We start from the raw sequence: 21116 nt of genomic DNA on the forward strand, positions 1-21116 counted from the left end.
TGTCTCTGCTAGATTCTTTTCCTCATTTTTCTATTTTTGACTATTTGTTTCTTTCTTTAGGATTACTAAAGAATTTAGATTATATTTATACTAATTTTATATTATTTTTAGAATTATGCAATAAAACACAATCTGGATAAAAGGGATTTACATTCTCAATCCTCATACCTGTATATGTTGGACACATCGACGCTACTCATCATTGATGATTGTGCAGCAGATCGGAAAATCTATCGCCGATATCTGTTGAAAGATCCGCACCAGTCCTACCAGATTTTTGAGGCAGATTGTGCAGAAGAAGGACTTGCTTTGTGCCAAAAAATCCGTTGCGATGTCATTCTTCTAGATTTTTGCCTACCTGATATGAGTGGGTTAGAATTCTTCGATCGGATGCAGCAGGAGATATTTACGACTTCTGTCCCTGTAATTATGCTGACGGGGCGGGGTGATGAAGAAGTGGCTGTGCAAGTCATGAAACGAGGGGCGCTGGATTATTTAGTTAAGCACAATGTGACACAAGATGTACTGCAATTAGCAGTCCGCAACGCCATTAAGCAATCGTGCTTGCAAGCCCAACTCAATAAAACTCAGGAACAACAGCGCTTAATTGCGACAACTGCTCTCAGAATTCGCCAGTCTCTTAATCTAGAGCAAATTTTGAATACAGCTGTAGCAGAAATACAGCAACTTCTGAAGTGCGATCGCGTGATAGTATATCAATTCGCCCCAGATACCGACGGTAAAATAGTTGCCTCATCAGTTGAGTCATTCCGCACTGTAGCATTGTGCGATCGCATCGGGGCAGAGGAAAAAGCAGAGGAGCAGGGAGCAGGGAGCAGGGGGAAAATTCCTCTTCTTTGCACCCTTCCCCATACCGAATCCCCAATCCCTTATATTTATGAGCTTGGCTTGTGTAATTGTGTCAGCCTGAAAGAGCAATTTAATACTCAGGCAAATTTGGTAGTTCCCATTAATTTGAGCAACAATGGGAACCCAACTCCTAAGCTTTGGGGTTTGTTGATTGCTCACTATAATTCTGGGGACCGACAGTGGCAAACTGATGATGCCCAAATGCTCAATGAAGTTTCGGTACAATTAGCGATCGCTATCCAACAAGCTGAGTTGCTAGCTCAAACTCAAGCAGCCCTTACCAAAGAAAAGCAACTAAATACATTTAAATCTCAAATCATTGCAACGGTTTCCCATGAATATCGAACGCCCCTAACTTCAATTCTGGCGGCTGCATCAACTTTGGCAAAACATAGTCAGCAACTGGATGAGTCTAAACAAGAGAGGTTTCTAGGAATTATTGAACAGAAAGCAAGATATATGTCCAAACTGGTGGATAATATGCTTCTGGTTAACCAATTTGAACTAGAAAAACCCAAATTTAAGCCAATCCTACTTGATTTACTGCAATTTTTTTCTGACCTCATAGAACAAGAGCGAGAAACAACAGGCGATCGCTACGAATTGATTTTTAACATTACTGGGCATACCCAAGGCTTTTGGGGCGATCGCGGACTTTTGCAGCAAATTTTTATTAACTTAATGTCCAATGCAATTAAGTACTCTCCAGATGGAGGGACTGTAGAGTTCCACCTCATCGGTAAAGAATCAGAGGTGATCTTTTACATCCAAGATCGGGGAATTGGTATCCCAATTAAAGATCAAGAAAATTTGTTTCAATCCTTCTGTCGCGGAAGTAACGTTGATACAATCCCCGGTACAGGCTTAGGGCTAGCGATCGCTAAAGGTTGTGTCGAGTTACATGGTGGCGATATTACTTTGTCCAGTGAAGTGGGGGAAGGAACTAAAGTTACAGTCAGCTTACCGAAGATATGCCCAAGGAGTCAACTTTCCCCATCATTAACTTGATTTGTTGCAGTATATGGCGCTTATCTACATTACTTAAATTTCAAACACAAATCTTGTGATTCTTACTCTTGAATTTCTATGTTGGTAATCAGCCATTCTTTGACTGTTTTACCGCAAGGCTCAGAACTTTGGCAATCATTGACATTCTTTAGCTCATAACCCTCTTGTGTCACTTTCATAATCATAGGACTTACGCATTGACAGAAAAGCCTAAATGACAGATATGCCTTTCAAGGCTTTTAGGTAGATTTTTCAACTATCTTTTTGCGATCGCATTTCCTAAAGAAAGTTGCAAAGGATTGTATCTGTAGGTTTATTGTAGAAACTGGGCAATACAGCCCAAATTCTTATCTGTCCACAAATATTTTTATGGAAAATCAACTAGGATTGGTTCTGAAACTGCTTTTACTATCGGCTTTGTTATCGGTATTGATTAAGTATGCAGGGCCAAATCTATCAATTCCGGCGACAGCAACCAACGCGCTAACCATAATATTGTTGCCGATCGCTATAATTGCGATCGCGCTTCTGTGGCGATTTCAAGCACAGAAACAAAATTAACTTAGAAGCATCTACGCACAAGTTACTAAAATCGGCTAACCTAGCTTAATTACAATAAAATTGCATCTCGCCAACCGTTGGGAGTCAGCCTGTGAACCTCGGTCAATGGATCGGCTTAATCGCCATACTTCTTTCTTTATACATCCTGTGGCAAATTCGGGAAGTGCTTTTGCTGATGTTTGCCGCAGTTGTCTTAGCCACGACTTTAAATAGGCTAGCGAAACGCTTTCAACGCTTTGGAATGAAGCGTGGATTCGCTGTACTCCTAGCAGTAGGTATCTTTTTCGCAGGTGTTGTGGGTTTTTTCTGGCTAATTGTGCCGCCATTTGCCCAGCAGTTTCAAGAACTAACTTATCAAGTTCCTAAAGGGTTTGGGCGCTTTAATAGTTGGCTTGATGCCCTGAGAACTCGTATTCCTGACCAGTTAGTTCCTTACATTCCAGATATCAACAGCCTCATCCAACAAGTACAACCCTTCGTCAATCGCTTGCTGGGAAACTCTTTTGCCTTTGTATCTGGCTCTTTGGAAGTCGTCCTCAAGATTTTGCTAGTGTTGGTTTTAACAGGAATGATGTTAACCGATCCCCTAGCTTACCGGAAAGTATTTGTGCGGCTTTTCCCCTCATTTTATCGACGACGGGTAGATGGGATTTTAGATCAATGTGAAGTCTCCTTGGAGGGATGGATTACAGGCGCTTTCATTGCCATCTGTGTCGTAGGGGTGATGAGTTTTATTGGCTTATTAATTCTACATGTCAAGGCAGCACTAGCTTTAGCAGTGTTAGCGGGATTTTTTAACTTAATTCCCAACCTGGGGCCAACAATGAGTGTAATCCCAGCAATGGCGATCGCGTTCTTAGATGAACCTTGGAAAGCGATCGCTGTTTTGATTCTCTACTTTATCATTCAACAGATTGAGAGCAATTTCATTACGCCCGTCGTGATGGCGCATCAAGTCTCATTGCTACCCGCCATAACCTTAATTGCCCAGCTATTTTTCGTTACTTTCTTTGGCTTTTTAGGATTATTTCTAGCGCTACCCCTGACTGTTGTCGCTAAGATTTGGTTGCAAGAAGTGTTAATTAAAGATGTTTTAGATGAATGGGGAAATAATCATAATAAAGAGACTGAGTTGGTGATAATTTCTGAATCTGCCAAAGTCGATGATAATTGGACAGCAGATAGTACCCCTGTGAATCGGGAGCGATCGATTGATGATGATATCGTCTAAAAAGGAGATTAATTAATTTTAGATTTTAAATTAGCCCCATACCTCAAGGGAAGTAGCTAGGCGTAGGCGGAAATAAATTAAATTCAGCTAAAACGTCCTGCTGTTTCCATGTTTACCGCGTAGTTTTTTGGCACGCGGCGCGGTGTAACCGCGCCATTGCTTGTGACAGATGCGTAAGTCCTGTCTTTCAATACGGTTCAGTTAAGGCTAGCACTCTTTTTTTCTAGAACCGCAGAGGCGCAGAGAAGCCAGTGTCGTTGGGCGGGTTCCCCGACTTCTAGCAACTGGCGCGGCACTAAGAGAAGAAATAAATGCTTAACTGAACTGTATTGGGGACTTCCAAGAAATAAATTACTCAAATTAAACGAACCACTCCAGACAATAGAGTTGCCAGTGCGTTGCGGGGGTGGAGGAGTTTGTAGCACCTGGCGCAACACAGAGGAATGAGGAAAAGAGAGTTTTTTTTGAGTATTTTTTTATTTGGAAGTCACTTGGTCTATAATTAAAGCCAAATTTAGAATTTATACTTCATCCCCAACAAATAATTAGGGTAGATTACTGATATTTGTTCGATCGAAGTAGCCATACATTACCCGAGAAACTTGACGAATAAAATCCCTAGCCCTAATGTCATTATTCGGTCTACGCACGAAAATTCCTGCTAAATAACGCTTACCTGATGGCGTTTCAATGATACCCGCATCACCTAATACAAATCGTAGAGTACCTGTTTTATGAGCAATATTTGCACCATAGCCTAAGCCAGATGGGAGCAAACTTTTATTGTGACAACGAATCATAATACCCAAAACTTGGGATTGACTTGTATTAGAAATTAACTGATTATTTGTAACCAACGCCGACAGTCGTACCAAGTCTTTTGCACTAGTTTTATTAGTTCCTTTAAAGTCTCCAAGCATATTGTGAATCACAGTACTTTGTAATCCCCAAGTGCGAAACTTTTGATTTAATTTAGATGCACCACCTAATCGATCGATAATCATATTTGTAGCAGTATTATCACTAATCGTCATCATCTTGGTTGCAGTTTGCAAGAGACTCAGCTTAGTTCCCACTCGTTGATACTGCATATCTCCAGAACCAGCAGCGACATGTTTCCGTCGCATTACCAAAGTTTCACCTAGTTTGATTCTTCCTGCATCTACTTCCTGAAACAAAGCAATCAAAATTGGATACTTAATTGTGCTTGCGGCAGAAAAAGCTTTATCACCGTTAAAACTAAAATAATCTCCTGTTTGTAAGTCCATAAAAAAGATTCCGGGAGTGAGGAATCTATAGCGAGCCATTAATGCTTTAATTGGAGTTTTTAGTTCTGATATCTCGCGTCCCAGAGGAACTATACCAGTGAATTTAGAATTATTTATAGGGTTAACAGAATCACCCAAAGGAACCGGAGGAATAAATTTCAGTTTTGGGAGTTGTAAATCAGAAATAGCTGGTTGATTTGCACTCCAGTCATTTACATTGCCAACTTGATTTGTGTTGGGATTCGCTTTTGCTGGGGACGATAGTAAAAGAATACTTGTAAAACTCAGTAACAACCAGCGTAGTTTCATGTAGTGCTGTGAGGATAGTGTTGGATTTATTTACAGAGATTTTCCGAAGAAGTTAATGAGATCCGGATTGATTGACATCGTAATCACTAAGATATCCCATGTCAACATAAATTCGTAATAGATTCATTGACCTATGGAAAAAAATAATTATGCTAAAAAAACACAAGGTGGAATATATAAAAGATGCTTAGATAACATCAATTAGTTATGTAATTATACAAGTACTAAGAACTAATAATTATGTTTTAATTTTTCTAGCAATTATTTATACAGAAATCATATTTAATTTTTTAAAAGATATAAGTATCTGTAGGGGAGCTAGTCGTGTGGGCGGGAAACCCCCAACTTGAGCAAACATGGCGTTGTGTTAAGACGGAACGTCGTAACGCGCTATAAGAGGATGTTTGAAAAGTCCTCTTGTCGGTATCAAAAGTTCTCTCGTAACATTCAACATTCATTATTCTGTGATTTGCATTCCAAAATGCAAATCTACCGAGCGCGATAATGCCTAATGGTACGATAACAGAAGCATGAAAGTGTGAATACAAAACTCCTCATTTCTCCTCAAGAACTTACGTCACTGTTAGCAGAAAAGTCATCACAGGCTGTTATTATCGATACGCGAACTCCCGAAGACTACGCTATTTCTCATATCCCTACATCCATAAATATTAGAGATTTTTTCACCTATCTTTTAGAGAATTCTTCCCCAACAGGATTAAAGGAATTACAAGAGTATTTTGCAGAAATTATGAGCAAGCTGGGAATATCGGGTATAGAACGATTAATTGTGTATGAAGATAGTTTAAATAAAGGCTATGGTCAATCTTGTCGAGCAGCTTTCTTATTGAAGTATTTGGGTTGCACTCAGGTCTCTATTTTACAGGGAGGATATAGAGCGTGGCTAACAGAAGAATTGCCTACTACCGATGAAGTTCCATTACCTGAAAGCAGCATATTTAGATTGCATCCCAATGCTGACATGATGGTGACTACTGCTGAGATGTTGCAAGCAGTTACCAATCCAGCAATTATAAAATTAGATGTGCGCGATCGCAATGAATGGTTTGGACTGAGTTCTTCTCCCTACCATGCTGATTTTTGTCCTCGCAAAGGTAGAATCCCTAACTCAGTGTGGTTAGAATGGCATCGGCTGATGAATTCGGAATCGGAAATCCCCACGTTCCGTTCGCCAAATGAAATTCTAGAAATTTGTCAGTCTGTAGGTATTACTTCAGAGTCCATTGTATACGTTTACTGCTTTAAGGGTTCAAGGGCTGCTAATACATTGATAGCCCTTGAAGAGGCAGGAATTTCTGCCAGAAATTATTTTGGCTCTTGGAATGAATGGTCGCGTGATTTCTCACTACCGATTGATAGTAGAGTTATGCAAGCAACAGAAAGTTAGCAAACTGATTTAAGCTGCATCAGCTGCTTATCCAAGTTAATGAGATAATCTCTACCGTAAGTTCCATTTTCTAATCCTGTGACTAGATGATGGGGAATGTCTTGTGTAATTTCTTCGCTACAAGAACCAGCAGCCAGTGCAATCGCAGCTACTGTATCTACATCTCCAGTAAAAGCGATACAATCTTGTAAAAGTTCGCTCATCCTGTCATTTCGGATTACCGCAGTAATTGCAGCCCTGACACTCATCCAGCCTTTGGATTTTACTTTACCTTCCCAAGGTTTATTCCATTCTCCAGAGACATAACCTTTGAGAAACTGTCCTAATTTGCGTTTTGCTCCCAGTCGATAAATAAAGTAATGCGACATTAGGGCGGCGGCAACGGCAGCATTGATCCCATCGGCTGTATTGTGGGTAATTGCTGCTTGAATTGTTGCTGCCTCAATTACTTTTTCTGGTGTGGGATAGATGCCAATGGGTGCTGCACGCATTGCACCACCGCTTTTGTCGCTATCAGGGTTAATTTTGCTTAAAAATTCTTCCCCATCCTGAATTTCTCCCAAAAAATGGTAGAAGTTTCGAGAATACCCTTCTCTCTCATCGCGTTTAAAAGCTCTAACAAAGCTATGGGCTAAAACTTCTGGTGTCCACGGTGCTTGAGCAACAATCACTTCCGCAATGGCAATGCTCATCTGGGTGTCATCGGTATAGCTGCCAGGAATGAGTCGAAAACGGGGATGTTGAACGTATCGACTCAAATCGTTGTTAACGATCATTTCATCAGCATATTCAAAACCTGCACCGTAAGCATCTGCAATTGCTAACTCTAGCAGCATAAAGGTATTAAACTAAAAATGGACGTGCCAGAAAAAAGCTAGAAATCGATTTAGCATCTACTGGTTCTCCCTCCAGAATCGCTTTCTCTAATTCTTCGGGAGTCAGAAACACGGTTTCGATATCTTCATCTGCATCTTGTTCTGGTGGTGTCTCCAGCTTTTCTAAATCTCGCGCCAGAAAAGCATAGATAATTTCATCAGAATAACCAGGCGCTAGAAAAAATTCGCCTAATTTGTCCCATTTTTTGGCAGTATAGCCAGTTTCTTCTTCGATTTCGCGCTGTATTGTCTCCAAAGGTTCTTCCTTTGCTTCCAAAGTTCCTGCCGGAAATTCTAATATCCGTCCCTGAATTGCAAAACGATATTGGCGTACCAGTACAAGTTTACCTTCTGGTGTCACCGGTACAGCTAGAGCGCCACCAGGGTGACGAATACATTCCCATTCTCCTTCCGATTTATTAGGCAAACGCAAGCGATTGACTTCAAAATCAAACTTGCGTCCTTTGTGAAACAGGCGTTGTCTTAGTAGTTGTGGTAATTCTCTACCTAATGGCATAGTAAAATCTGATTATCTGTTAAGTACAGAGGTGATATCAGTCTTCTTCTGTGTTTAAAGATGGTAATTTTAATTACCCATCAATAAACATACATCAGAACAGTCTACCTCTTTCAGCAGTCCTTTAATAACACACCCAGAAACTGGTTCTATCCAATCTGGGGCAATTTCTGCCAGTGGTACTAACACAAAGGCCCGATCCCGCATTCGTGGATGGGGAATTTGGAGATTTGGCGTATCCAGTATAAAGTCATCATATAATAACAAATCTAAATCCAGGGTACGCGGCCCCCAGTGTTCTTGACGCACACGCCCAAATTGTTGTTCAATTCCTAACAAAATTTCTAATAACTGCTGGGGTAGCATCTCTACCTGCAATATGACACAGCCATTTAGATAATCTGGCTGGGGTGGCCCCACAGCTTTGGTTTGGTACCAATTGGATCTAGCTTCTAAAATAATTCCTGGGGTTTGGGCTAAAGTTTTGATAGCTGCTTCTAAAAGCGTCTGAGAATCGCCGATATTACTACCAAGGGCGACGGCACTTCTTTTCGGCTGAGTGTAGGCGTAGTCCAACGCAGGCATTGCACTCTCCTTATGTAAGCTATTTTTGAAATGTGTTTCTGGATACTTTTTTGTACTTATATTCTGAATAATTGGGAAGATTGCAGCATTTGTTACAAAACTAAATTAACTAAATCTAAAAAACATTATTTTATGGATGAATCTAGTTAATTATTTATAGGATATTATACTAACACAATGGTGGTGCTATGACCCCAAAGCTGATTGATGGTGGTTAGATATTTACTACTTTGAGCGAGGAACTGACGTGGGGAAGCTTACCTCCTGGTTCAAGCGAAGACCAACTAATTTGAGTGACTCTGGACAAGGAGGAACAAATGAGAGCTTACCACCAGCACATCTGGCGCAGACGAGGCAGTTACTGAGCAAAATGAAAATTTTACCATCTAGGATGAAGACCAATCAGGCAACTGGCGGTAAACCCCTCTATCGTCGCATCTGGTTTTGGGCAGGTTTAAGTGTAGGTGGTGGGATAGTTGCCTTCATCTACGGCATCAGTCTAATAGACCGCACTTTGCCAAATCAGTCCGAGTTGAATGCTGTCTTGAGAGAGCAAACACTGACGATCAAAGCTGCTGATGGAAGTATATTACAACAACAAGGTGAAGCGACCAGAGAACAGTTAAAGCTAGAACAAATACCAGATAATTTAAAAAAAGCTTTCATCGCCTCAGAAGATAGAAGATTTAAGCAACACAACGGAGTCGATGCACAAGGGATTGTGAGAGCAAGTTTGAATAATTTGCGATCGCAAGGTGTGGTAGAAGGTGGTAGCACCATCACCCAACAGTTAACGCGGATTCTGTTTTTGAAACAAGAACAGACAATCTGGCGCAAACTCAAGGAAGTCCGCCTCGCCCAAAAAATGGAGCATGAGCTAACCAAAGACCAAATTCTAGAGCGTTACCTGAATCTGGTTTATTTGGGATCGGGAGCTTATGGTGTGGCAGATGCAGCCTGGGTATACTTTAGCAAATCGCCAGATCAGCTTTCTCTTGCAGAAATGGCAACGATTGCGGGATTAGCTCCTGCTCCTAGCTTATACGCCCCAGACAAGAATCCCGAAGCGGCAATTCGGCGGAGAAATCTGGTATTGCAACGGATGCAAGATGATGGAGTTATTACACCAGAGCAAAGACAGACAGCAGCCCAAGAGCCACTAACTCTCAAAAGCAGTTTACCCAAGCGAGTGCAAGTAGAATCACCCTACTTTACCAGCTATATCCAAAAAGAATTGCCGAAATACATTTCTTCTAATGTGTTAAAAAGTGGGGGTCTAGTAGTGGAAACTACGTTGAATCCGACTTGGCAGAAGGTAGGAGAAGAAGCAGTTGCCAAAACACTGCGAAATCAAGGACGCTGGGAGAACTTTAAGCAAGCAGCAATGGTGGCCATTGACCCCCGGAATGGCGAAATTAAGGCAATGGTTGGGGGAAAAGACTTTGGTAAAAACCAGTTTAATCGTGTAACCCAGGCACAACGGCAGCCAGGATCGACATTTAAAGGGTTTGTATATGCTACTGCGATCGCTAGCGGTAAAAGCCCCTACGATACCTATGAGGATGCACCCCTTGTAGTAGATGGTTATGAACCAAAAAACTATGGTAAAAACTTCCACGGTTCAATGAACATGCGAGATGCCCTCACCCGCTCTATTAATATTATTGCGGTGAAGGTATTGATTGATGTGGGATTTGCCCCAACGATTAAACTTGCCCATGATATGGGGATAAAATCTGAACTCAAGCCCACCTACTCCTTGGCTCTCGGCTCCAACGAAGTGAATCTGCTAGAGTTGACCAGCGCTTATGGTAGCTTTGCTACTCTTGGATTGCACACAGAGCCTCATGGTATTACTCGCATCCTCAACCGCCAAGGCAAGGTGATTTGGTCAGCTAATTTCAAGTCTCAACGGGCCGTTGACGCTGATAGTGCCGCCATCATGACTTGGATGCTACGCAACGTTGTAGAAGCCGGAACTGGTGGTGCTGCTCAGTTAGATAATAGACAAGTTGCCGGCAAGACCGGCACCTCCGACGAAGCCCGCGATTTGTGGTTTATTGGCTACATTCCCCAGATGGTGACAGGGGTGTGGTTAGGTAACGATAATAACCGCCCCACAGATGGTAGCAGTAGTAGCGCCGCTTACACCTGGCACGAATTTATGGAAAAAGCGGTAGAGGGGATGCCAGTAGAAAAATTTCCCAAACGACCCAAGTTAGAAGGTCGTAAAGGTACTATTAAAGCCCAAGCAGTCAAGCCAAAACAAGTGCTGAATCGTTCTATTTCTGCTGATGAGGACTCAGAAGAGGAAAGTTCTAGAAATTCTAATTCTGAAGATAGTGATTCATCAAGGAGACGTAGAAGCAGGAGAAGCTATTCTCAAGAAGACCAGCAATCTAGCGACTATACCCCAAGACGGAGAAGGCGCGAGCGCAGCGAAGAATCAACTTCCAGTAACTCTTCTTCAGAATCATCTACTCCCAAGCGGCGCTCTAGAAGAGCCGAATCTGATTCTTCCCCGCCTCGAAGAACTCGGCGATCTTCCTCTCCCGACAATAGTTCAGGTTCTTCAGGTTCTTCATCGCCACAACCATCCTGGCGGGATCGGCTTAGACCTTCTAATTAATGATGAGTGGGAATTGGGTATTGAGTATAGTTATTCTCCCTGCTCCCTACCCCCTAATCTTTTCTATGCAATATGAAGTTGCTAAAACTAAACTAGGGGAGGATGTTAAGTGATACGCTCATTCTATAGTCTGTCAAGTAGTGTTACTTAAAATTGGAGAATATACTCATGCATATATTAATGCAGGCAGCAGATTCAGTCGCAACAGGTGGTGGTAATTTTCCTTTTGCTTTTACCTTGGTGTATGTCGTTGGTTTTATTGCTGCTGTAACCATTGGTTCAATAGCTTGGTACAACTCGAAACGCCCCGCAGGTTGGGAAAGCAAAGAGCGTCCTGATTTTGTACCTAAAGTTGATAAAGAAGAAACTCCGGGTCTGAGTGAACCGAAGTCATAATTTAGTCGTTAGTCATTAGTCATTAGACTATGGACTTTTAACTGTGATTAGTTTTGCACTTCAACCCAACGACGGTAAAGCTTTTGAATTTGTTTAAGAAGTCCAGTGTGAGCCGGTTGAATTGAATCATTCGGCTTCACTATATCCTGCAATTCCGTCAAGAGTCTGGCTTCTTCGACGGCAACTTCACCATCGCTATAAATTAAGCCACTGATGGCTTCAATCAGATTTTCACAATCTTCAAGACTTGGGCGATCGCCTAAATACTCCTGCACCCACTCATAGCACTCTTTTGGCTGTACAGGAACTAATTCGTACAGCCAAGGCTTAATTTCTGGATCGTTAGCCAAACCTTTTGCTTGGGCTATTTCACGGAGATATTGCCGTTCTTCCGGCTGGATTCTGCCATCAATCCAGGCGGCTCCAATCAGGATTTTAACTAAGTTTTTGACATTGGAAGGGCTAACCATTGCTGCCTCCTCTGGTAGATTAAGACCTCCACCAAATCGTACAATCCTAAACAGTATTCATTCGGAATTATTGGTTTTTCTTAAGCGAACTATAAAAAAGCCATCCATGTCTTGTTGATGGGGCCAGACTTTAAACCAACCTTGAGGCGTGCTACGGACAAACTCAGGTAACTCAAAGCCCCCCGGAGACTCAATTTGCCAATAAGGTGACTCAGCTAAAAATGCCGAAATCACTTCTTCGTTTTCTGCTGGATGCAATGTGCAGGTAGCATACACTAATACACCACCAGACTTGACAAAAGTTGATGTATGTGTTAGTAATTCTTTTTGCAGCACCGAAAGTTCCCGGACAGATTCTGGTGTCTGTCGCCAACGAGCATCAGCATGACGGTGCATGGTTCCCAAACCGGAACATGGAGCATCTAGTAATACCCGGTCTGCGGTGTTTTTAAATTGGTTAAATTGGCGGCTGTCGCCAGTATAAATTTGAATAGATTGTAAATTCAGGCGTTGAGAATTTTCTTGAAGTTTGCGAAGACGAGAGGAAGTGCGATCGCAAGCCCAAATTTTTCCCTTATCTGCCATCAACTCAGCAATGTGGGTTGTTTTACCTCCTGGTGCAGCACAGACATCAATTATCACCTCATCTGGTTGGGGGTCGAGCAAATGACTTACTAATTGGGCGCTACTATCTTGTACAGTCCACCAACCTTCTTTAAAACCAGGTAGTTTTTGAATTGATCCAGTATTACCAATAAATCGTAAAGCTTGGGGTAAATGAGGAATCCGCTTTACCAAAATACCAACAGATTGCAAAGCCACCTCAACTTCCTCAATGGAAGTGCGAAGAGGGTTGATACGCAAGTCAATTGTTGGTGATTGATTCATCCATTCACACAGTTGTTCTGTCTCTTCAAAATCCAGTTGTTCTAACCATACTTGAATAATCCAGTCAGGAAAGCTGTGTAAAATACCCAGGCGTTCCACTGAGTCTTCTGGAAGTTGTAACGGATCAAAATATGGGGCTGGGGACTGGGGACTGGGGATTGGGGACTGGGGATTGGGGACTGGGGACTGGGGATTGGGGACTGGGGATTGGGGACTGGGGATTGGGGACTGGGGAAACAACAAAGAATCTTTCTCGTGTGCCCCTTTGCCCCTTTCCTCGCCAGCTCCCCCTGCTCCCCCTGCTTCCCCTACTCCCCCGGCTTTTCTGAGATACTGGCGTAATAGACCGTTAACAAAACCTGTAAGTCCAGAAAAACCGTTTTCCTTAGCGAGTTGGACGGTGGTATTAACAGCAGCTGAGGCGGGAATACGTTCTTGATAGCGCAGCTGGTAAAAACCTAGATGTAAGATGGTACGAAGGTCTTGTGGTTGTTGATGAGATTTCTTTTTGGCGAATTGATCGATGAGAGTATCAAGAGTGCGCTGCCTTCTGACAGTGCCATAAATTAACTCTGTCACCAACCGGCGATCGTTATCAGGCAAATTAACTTTTTGCAGTACTCTATCTAGGGCAACATCAGCATAAGCCCCCTTATGAACGTCTCGCAGGGCGATAAAAGCTAGTTGACGGGGGTTTGTCATGAAAACAAGATTCAGGAGTCAGGAGGCTTTTGTATTTTAATTCGTAATTCGTAATTCGTAATTCGTAATTTTTGGGTTGAATCACCTTTGTTTATGGGTGGTTTTGTTTCAATTCGCGTCTAAATTCCTGTGTGGAACTGTCTTTAATTCAATACCGTTCAGTTAAGGCTGGCACTCTTTTTTTCTAGAACCGCAGAGGCGCAGAGAACACAGAAAGAGAAGAAAGAGAAGAAAATAATGCTTAATTGAACTGTATTGGTCTTTAATTACGAATTACAAATTAGAAATTACGAATTATTGCATATACGGATCTACACTAGCGATTTCAAGCTCACATGCTCTCGATACCTGTTCTGCTGGTAATTTACCAAAGCTGATTAATGGTAAATAAGTGGGGTTTGCCATCAGTTCTTTTGCCAATAAGAATCCAGTAATTGTCCAAGTCTGATATTTTCTGGCTTGTTTGCCAATCAATCGCCCTTTCTTACCGTCGTAATATTCTGGCCATTGATCTGTACTGAGTCGTCCTTGGGCAGTTTCAATAGCCTTTTGTGCAAGACTTATTTTGTTAGTTTTCACAGCCGCAGCTGTCAACATCCACATTAAAACTGGCCAACTACCAGCATTATGATACGACCAGGGGATATTTTTGGGGTCACATCCAGTTACAATTCTGTATTCTTCATGCTCTAAAGCTGGGAAACAAATTTTCATCGGCATATCTCCCACCAAATCATCCCATCGTTTCTCAATGAGAGTCATAATTGCTTGTGACTGTTCTTCGGTGGCTAAGTCGGAAATAATCGCCATTAAGTTTCCGAGTGAAAAGAAGCGAGTATCTAGCTGCGACGGTCCGACATTACCTGCTAAATAACCACCTTTTTTTGGCAGCCACTTATCTAATTCATAATAGGGAACAGAATCTACATATATGTTGAACAGATTAACAGCACCCTTGCCATATTCTTCACTTTTGAAGCGATAAATTTCATTCAGGCGATGAATATCTATCCAATAATGCTGGCGAATATGAGCGCATAAAAGAGGTAAGCGGTTATCGATGGCTGCAACAATATCAGAATTTCCTTGGCAAATTAGTAGTTCACGAGATGCACGCAATGCAGTGTAAAAAAGAACTTGCAGTTCTAAAGGATGTCCATAAATGCCCATCCGACGGTCAATCATACAAGCACCATCTGGAACCAACAGCGTTGGGTACATATCAAAACGATTCGCCAAGCAGATTTCCATGATTAACCTGATTCCATTTTGAAATTCAGGTTGATAAGCCAGAGAAAAATCTTCTGTAGCGACTACATAAGCACGCAATAAAATAATCCACCATAAACAAGAATCTACTGGTGTAACTCTAGCGATCGCATGTTCGCCAAAGTCTGCTTCTAGATATTCTTGCCCATTGTCTGATACAACTTTGAAGCTAGCTGGTATTAATCCTCGTCCTGGTTTGTAAGCATTTAATGCCTTTTCTTTAGGCTGTAACTTTAAGGTTTCTTCTAAGAAATTACGAACAATATCTGTTCTACCTTTGATCAGAAAAATTAGAGCGGAAGAAACAAAATCCCGAACAAAGCACTGGTCATAATTGAGTGCCTCTACAGATGCATCATAAGCGGCTACCGTACCAACGGGGCGACCTTGATAGTAGAGAACTGATTTTTCTAGCGTTTGCCATGCTTCATCCACTTCTTTTAAATTTTCATTAGTTTCCAATTCGTTTAGGTGCATCGCCAAAATAACTCCATTCGGGTTGTGAATTTGTGGTAGATGCGGATTCATTTCTTATTTTTGCTATTCTCAGCATAACAAAAACGATTCTTTGAATAGCAAATATAATTTGGAGAAAATTAATCAACTAACAATGAATAAATCTGCTGACATTTATGCAGTTTTATTGCTAGTTAATTTATTTATAATCGATTCCTCTTTTGGTGAATTATAATTTTCTCCACCGTAAGTAGTAATATGATTATTAAAACAGTCACGCAAGATATATTTTTAGATTATTTTTTGTTCTGTTTCATACCCAGAATCTTTGCTTTACCAAACAAAAATATATCTTCAGTGCTGTTTAGGGTTTGTGTGAAGTTAAAACTGGTTACAGTATATTTGCTTGAGCCGGATTAGTTTTTGACACTAAGAGATCAGATTATTCCCCTATATCATAATAATTTATAACTTTTTTTCAGAATATGCAAGATAGACACTTTAAAAAGTGAAGATGTCAATACCTCTGAAGAGTTATATCTTTTACCCTGCTGAACACTTGTAAGCGCTTAACTGCTCCTGGAATTGTTTATAAGCTTGATTAATTGCTTGCATTGAAGCTTTTGTAATGTCTACGACTGGCTAAGACTAAGCAGAATTGTTAGCGTCAGGATGATATTGCTCTGGAGTGGCTTGTTCCTTCGCGTAACTTTCGTAGCGCATCCTGTAATAATTAGATTTTGGTCGTAAAGTCCTATAAGTTTATCTAAGAGGATGTTTGAAAAGTCCTCTTGTCGGTATCAAAAATTCTAGATCCCCCTAAATCCCCCGATCAATTGGGGGACTTTGATTCCAGTTCCCCCCAATTGATCGGGGGGTTAGGGGGGATCTAAAAGTGTCTAAAGTAACAGTGAAAAACTTGTTCATTCAACGTCTAAGTAGCCTTATTACCCAGAGCGTAGACTAATTAATACTGTTGTGAAAAAATAGACAAAGTTGAGCTAAGGTTACTCAGAGAAAATCTGTTCTGCTGCAATATCATCTAAATGGGTGCTGCCTAGCAAATTCTGCCACTCTGTTTGCAGTGCTGCATCTTTAGGATTTTTCTGGCGCAGTTGAGCCAGTGTGGTCAGTGCGTCATACCATATACCGTTTTGGGCATAAATAGCATAGCGCTTTAGAAGTTCTGTTGTTTGTAGTTCTTTGACTATGATGGGATTGAGTTCGACTCTTGTTATTACCCCTTCGACAAAAGTTGGGGGAGAATTCTTTTCTTGGTCACAGTTAATGGTGAAAAACCAGCGATATTGTTTGTTTATTTCCAAAGCAGGAGCAGTGGTAGGCAAAGAAACACGGATGACTCCTGGTTTTTCTGGTAGAGCGATCGCTTTTTTATAAATCTCGTTAGAGTCCCGATCTTGCAGCACAAATTCAACTGCATAGGGCAAATCTTTGGTATATGGCACATAGAAAAACCAACTTGGGTGTTCTACTGTTGTATTTCCCCAGACATTGATTACTGAGTTAGCTTCAGTAAAGGACACTAAAGCAGTCAGGTCATGTTTAGTAATTGGACATCCACCTATGCTACGCTTCGCTCCACCACGAACGCGACCTCCAGGAGGGGGACCGGGTGGAAGTGCGGGTTGATTATAGGTTGTAGCTTGAGCAAGGATAGTTTTAGCATCAGAGGGATGCCTGTAGCGGGCTGCGCCTACGCTAGGTGAAGAAACAAGAGTTGGTTTCGCCACTACTGGAGTCAGGCTGACTAGTAAACTGGTGCAGCTAAAAACTACTAATATAAACAGTTTTATCGGTTGTGAATTTGACTTCATAAAAATCCTTCCTCAACTATGTAAGTCTTGTAGATTTATCTGCTGATTATCCAAAAATTTAATCAAAAAATCTTTATCGTAAATAAAAGGGTTTAAGCTGTCGCGCCTACAAGTTGCCTCATAATCTTTTAGGTAAAACCTGTAAACCCTCTCCTCTGCCCCTCTGCTCCTCTGCTGTCTCAATGTGCAAATTAAAAACACAATAGCTTAAGACCCCTACCTCTACAGGTAGCCCCAGTAGGGTTTAAATCCCCGCCTGAAATTGTCTTAAATTTTGAATTTTGAATTTTGAATTGTTAACTATTTCCCATTCCCTATTTACCACTTTCCACCCGCACTTTCGTTGCTGAGTTATAAATTGACATCAGGCTAACTGTGGCTACCAGCGATAAAATCGATGGGATAAATGGTACCCAAGCACCTGAAATTAACAGACTAAAGCAGACTATATAAAGAACACCAGAGGTAATACTGACTCCCAATGCCAACCAAGGCAAGGAAAGCTTTTGCCAAGCCCAAACTCCCCCTACCAAAGACCAACCCCAAATCCAGACCACCTCAGACCACAGCGACCAAACCCGCAGTAACGGCCGCCCATCCTGCACAGCACTGAGGATCTGGCTAATCATCTGGGCTTGTACTAACACTCCTGGCATTTGCTCATCTAAAGGAGCGCCATAAGGTGTAGCCCAGGTGTCTTGAGAATCCCCTTTTGCTGTCACACCAATCAAAACAATTTTGTCTTTAATCGCACTGGGGTTAATTGGACTAGCTAAAAATTGGGTTAGCTTCACCTGTTGGGCTATCTGTTTTGGAGAACGGTAGTTAAGTAAGATTTGTCCGCCATTAGCATCAATATCGTGATAGCCGCCAGAGCGAGACTTCAGACTCGGAAAAATAGTTTTACCGAGTTGCAAATTCCCTTCAGGGGTGAACTTTGGTTGAATTCCTGAAGGGCGCAGATACAAGGAGGCTAGTTGTAGACTGAATGCAAAGGTAGCAGGACACAACGATGTCGGCTCCTGGTTCATGAACAGGAGATGGCGACGAATAACTCCATCAGGATCGTGAATAAAGTCACTAAATCCCAGATTTATTTCGGGGATTTCTGGTGGCGGCTTAATACCTGTAATATTTGCTCTGCTATCACTTCCTTTACATACGCCAACCAAATTCGGAGTTTGTTGAAGACTAGTAATTAAATCTGGTTGTTTGGCTGGAAAATCACGGTAAATATCCAAGCCGATCGCACGGGGTTGGTATTGATTCAGTTTTTCCAGGACTTTATTGAGAGATTTTTCGGAAATGGAAGCTCCAATCAAGGACTCATTATTTTGTCTTTGAATTGCCAGATCGCTATCGTCAATTGTGATTACTAGTATGTGCGAATCTAGTCCCTCTGTTGGGCGCGATCGCATCATCTGGTCAAAGATAGGAATTTCTAGACTTTCCAACCAACCCACCCATCTCACCCCAAAAACCAAGCCTGTAATCGCCAAACTGGATAACAAGGTGATCGTTAATCTGCGTCTGGTAGACAAAGCTAAATTCGGTTTCTCTTTAGGTTTTGTTGTAGACCATAATTTATCCCAAGTGGGTGGTGTCTGGGCTGGATTTTGGCAAATCATTGGTAGCCAAGTTGCACAGGGAAATCGATCTTCAAGTCCTTGCAATCGTTCTCGCGCTTGGCGTACCGCTTGATATAAAGACTCGCCACCAGCAAAGCCTTGGAGAAAATACTTTAAGAATTCCTTCGCAACCTGATCTGGAACTGGTTCGCGCATGACAATCATCTGAGGTATTTGCAAATCAGCCAATTCTCGCGCCAATCCCAATCCATCACAAGAGTTGAATATAGCTAGTTGCAAACCATTTTCAATGGCTTTCCTCAGAGCGTACTTTAATTCGCCAATGGTCAGACTATCAGTTTTATTCAGGTAAATTCGTCCGCTTTCTCCATTTTTGTTACTAGAACTGTGTCCTGCAAAAAAGAGAATATCCCAGTTTTTTCCCCAAAGCTGCTCAGTTAATTCTTTACGTTGTGGTTCTACCAGAAAACTGACATCTGCGTTACTACACTGTTCCAGTAAAGCTCTATCTGCCTGGGTGTCAATCCCCTGACTATTGCCTACAATTGCCAAAATATTGACTAATGGATTTAAAGTACGTGGCTTGTGAATGCGATCGTAAGATGGTGAGGAAAGGGCGATTTCAGCCTTGGGGTAGCGTTCTAACAAATCCCACAAATGCCAGGGTAATAGCTGCAATTGGCTATTTTCTGTTTGCAAAATCACTCGCACTTCTTCGGTGGACAACAATCTTTCTAACCATTTTTCTCTCAAAGGGCGAAACTCTTCTGCTCGTAACCAGGTATTAAAGCGTGCCCGCAAGATATGGGAAGTGTTTTCGCAGTCTTGAATCATCGATACATTCGTCACCTGCATTTTGTCTGCATGGAGGCGATAACGATTGCCTATCTGCCGATAACTAGACTGCCAATGACTGTAATAGAGCGGCATTTCAGGAAATGCAGGTAGCTTCCCCGTGATTTCTGTTGTAGCCCGCTCGTGTTCTTCACCAATTTGGAGGGTGACAGCAAACCCTTGCTCAAAACTACCCTCTCCGAATTTCAGAACTACTAACTTACCCATGACTGTCGCTATCTCCCTGTGCAAAATCATGCCCTGTATCTAATGCCCGATCGCAAACTAAACAAGCATTCACAGACTTTTTTAAAACCCTCCAAAAGCCGCCTGGAATTTTTAATTAACCAATTACCACGTAATAAATTACCGACAAACAGGGAAGATAGGTAGATGTTTCAAATTCTAAAATTTTCGGTAATGCTAGTATCATTTATTGCTACCCTAACGCTAAATTGCTCTGTAGGTTCACCACGAAACTGCAACTGAATATAGTTGTCTAATTTTCTCGATTGAGCGTCTAGAAACACTTCTCCTGAACTATCTAGAACAGTGAGATGAACTCCGGCCGGTAGGTAGATTTGATTCCCAGTGGCGTGCAATTGGAGATGAATACTGGTTTGTCGATCCTTTTCTGGGCTGATTTCCACAATCAACATCACAGGTTGGTTCAGAATTTGGATACCCAAATCAATCAGTTTTGCGCGTTTAGTAATTGATTCTGGTCTATTGAGGGCATTGAGTTCCACAGTTTCAGTACTGCGAAAGGTATAAGTTGGTCTGAGTTCGGGCACATTCCACAGGGATTCAATAGTCTGCCAACCTGCTTCAAATATACCAGCAAACCACTGACTTAAATTGACGAGTGAACTAACTGAGGATTGGCGCAGCTCACTCAGGTGGTCGATAAAGGCTTCCAATGGTTGCAGTTGTTCTAAAGGCAATGTTTCAGTGGCGATACTAGGAATAAAACCAAGCAGGTTGGCTTCTTGGAGCGATTCATCAAATTGAACTACTAAATAACCCACCCGTTCTTCCCAAGTTTCTGGAGGAATGGAACATATCTGCTGATGCAGATGGACGGGGCGACATTCCAGACGACCAACTGAGGGCACTGCTAAGTCAGCTACATTTCCACAGAGGCGCATAATGGAGTTCCAGCTGTCGCCAGCGTGGAGGTCAGTAGGAATATCCATCATTTCTAAGTAGTCATTCACCACCCATACAGCTAGCGTATTCAGCCGAACTTGCTCTGCTTTTTCAGAATTTGGCTGTTGGTTAGCAAATTCTTGGGCAGTTCTCCGAGCTGATTGGGAAATCGGCAATTTTAAAGCGAAATCGTCTAGCTGATAAGTGTAGTTACTCATAAGTTAGTCTCTAGTTGATCGATGCTGCTATGTACATATCATCTGCATT

16 protein-coding genes are annotated in these 21116 nt (G+C 41.9%); 6 read left to right on the forward strand and 10 right to left on the reverse strand.

What is annotated here, in order from left to right:
- Positions 1-174 precede the first annotated feature (174 nt).
- The 3 genes from V7K42_RS06825 to V7K42_RS06835 all read left to right on the forward strand — a co-directional run bounded on the left by V7K42_RS06825 (position 175) and on the right by V7K42_RS06835 (position 3670).
- On the forward strand, positions 175-1878 hold the full coding sequence (locus V7K42_RS06825; protein ID WP_334914716.1) for a hybrid sensor histidine kinase/response regulator: 1704 nt from the start codon (positions 175-177) through the stop codon (positions 1876-1878).
- Positions 1879-2247: 369 nt separating this feature from the next.
- On the forward strand, positions 2248-2439 hold the full coding sequence (locus tag V7K42_RS06830) for a hypothetical protein (RefSeq protein WP_334914718.1): 192 nt from the start codon (positions 2248-2250) through the stop codon (positions 2437-2439).
- 91 nt (positions 2440-2530) lie between these two features.
- Complete coding sequence (locus tag V7K42_RS06835; RefSeq protein ID WP_334914719.1) at positions 2531-3670, forward strand: AI-2E family transporter; 1140 nt, start codon at positions 2531-2533, stop codon at positions 3668-3670.
- A 545-nt stretch (positions 3671-4215) separates the two neighbouring features.
- Here the strand turns inward: V7K42_RS06835 and V7K42_RS06840 are convergent.
- Positions 4216-5247, reverse strand: coding sequence for a serine hydrolase (locus V7K42_RS06840; protein WP_334914721.1), 1032 nt, complete (start codon positions 5245-5247; stop codon positions 4216-4218).
- Positions 5248-5785: 538 nt separating this feature from the next.
- Here V7K42_RS06840 and V7K42_RS06845 point away from each other — a divergent pair.
- Entirely contained in the window at positions 5786-6655 is an 870-nt protein-coding gene (locus tag V7K42_RS06845) for a sulfurtransferase (protein WP_334914722.1), read from the forward strand.
- Here the strand turns inward: V7K42_RS06845 and V7K42_RS06850 are convergent.
- The 3 genes from V7K42_RS06850 to folK form a co-directional block, all read right to left on the reverse strand.
- Entirely contained in the window at positions 6652-7491 is an 840-nt protein-coding gene (locus V7K42_RS06850; protein WP_334914724.1) for an ADP-ribosylglycohydrolase family protein, read from the reverse strand. The two genes, V7K42_RS06845 and V7K42_RS06850, sit on opposite strands and share 4 nt — an antisense overlap.
- A 7-nt stretch (positions 7492-7498) precedes the next feature.
- Positions 7499-8047: an NUDIX hydrolase gene (locus V7K42_RS06855; RefSeq protein ID WP_094330041.1), complete on the reverse strand. Its 549-nt coding sequence runs from the start codon at positions 8045-8047 to the stop codon at positions 7499-7501.
- A gap of 69 nt (positions 8048-8116) precedes the next feature.
- Entirely contained in the window at positions 8117-8632 is a 516-nt protein-coding gene (folK, locus tag V7K42_RS06860) for a 2-amino-4-hydroxy-6-hydroxymethyldihydropteridine diphosphokinase (protein ID WP_334914726.1), read from the reverse strand.
- A gap of 247 nt (positions 8633-8879) precedes the next feature.
- Between folK and V7K42_RS06865 the strand changes: the two genes are divergently transcribed.
- Positions 8880-11261 carry a transglycosylase domain-containing protein gene (locus tag V7K42_RS06865; RefSeq protein WP_334914728.1) on the forward strand — a complete coding sequence of 794 codons (2382 nt, stop codon included), beginning with the start codon at positions 8880-8882 and terminating at the stop codon, positions 11259-11261.
- A 168-nt stretch (positions 11262-11429) separates the two neighbouring features.
- A complete protein-coding gene (gene psb35, locus V7K42_RS06870) occupies positions 11430-11657 on the forward strand; it encodes a photosystem II assembly protein Psb35 (RefSeq protein WP_334914730.1) in 228 nt (75 codons plus the stop codon).
- Positions 11658-11704: 47 nt separating this feature from the next.
- Here the strand turns inward: psb35 and V7K42_RS06875 are convergent, their stop codons facing one another.
- From V7K42_RS06875 to V7K42_RS06900, 6 genes are all read right to left on the reverse strand, one after another.
- A complete protein-coding gene (locus tag V7K42_RS06875; protein WP_334914732.1) occupies positions 11705-12127 on the reverse strand; it encodes a tellurite resistance TerB family protein in 423 nt (140 codons plus the stop codon).
- 57 nt (positions 12128-12184) lie between these two features.
- Complete coding sequence (locus tag V7K42_RS06880) at positions 12185-13717, reverse strand: 16S rRNA (cytosine(967)-C(5))-methyltransferase (protein WP_334914734.1); 1533 nt, start codon at positions 13715-13717, stop codon at positions 12185-12187.
- A gap of 294 nt (positions 13718-14011) precedes the next feature.
- On the reverse strand, positions 14012-15463 hold the full coding sequence (locus V7K42_RS06885) for a glycoside hydrolase 100 family protein (RefSeq protein ID WP_334914748.1): 1452 nt from the start codon (positions 15461-15463) through the stop codon (positions 14012-14014).
- 986 nt (positions 15464-16449) lie between these two features.
- The gene (locus tag V7K42_RS06890) at positions 16450-17277 is read right to left on the reverse strand and encodes a DUF928 domain-containing protein (RefSeq protein WP_334914736.1); all 828 of its coding nucleotides are present in this window, start codon (positions 17275-17277) and stop codon (positions 16450-16452) included.
- A 314-nt stretch (positions 17278-17591) separates the two neighbouring features.
- Positions 17592-19928, reverse strand: coding sequence for a CHASE2 domain-containing protein (locus tag V7K42_RS06895; protein WP_334914738.1), 2337 nt, complete (start codon positions 19926-19928; stop codon positions 17592-17594).
- Between the two features lie 170 nt (positions 19929-20098).
- Positions 20099-21067 (reverse strand): DUF1822 family protein, encoded by a 969-nt coding sequence (locus V7K42_RS06900; protein ID WP_334914740.1) that lies wholly within the window; start codon positions 21065-21067, stop codon positions 20099-20101.
- Positions 21068-21116 lie beyond the last annotated feature (49 nt).

It is taken from the genome of Nostoc sp., from assembly GCF_036917455.1.
Lineage (GTDB): Bacteria > Cyanobacteriota > Cyanobacteriia > Cyanobacteriales > Nostocaceae > Nostoc.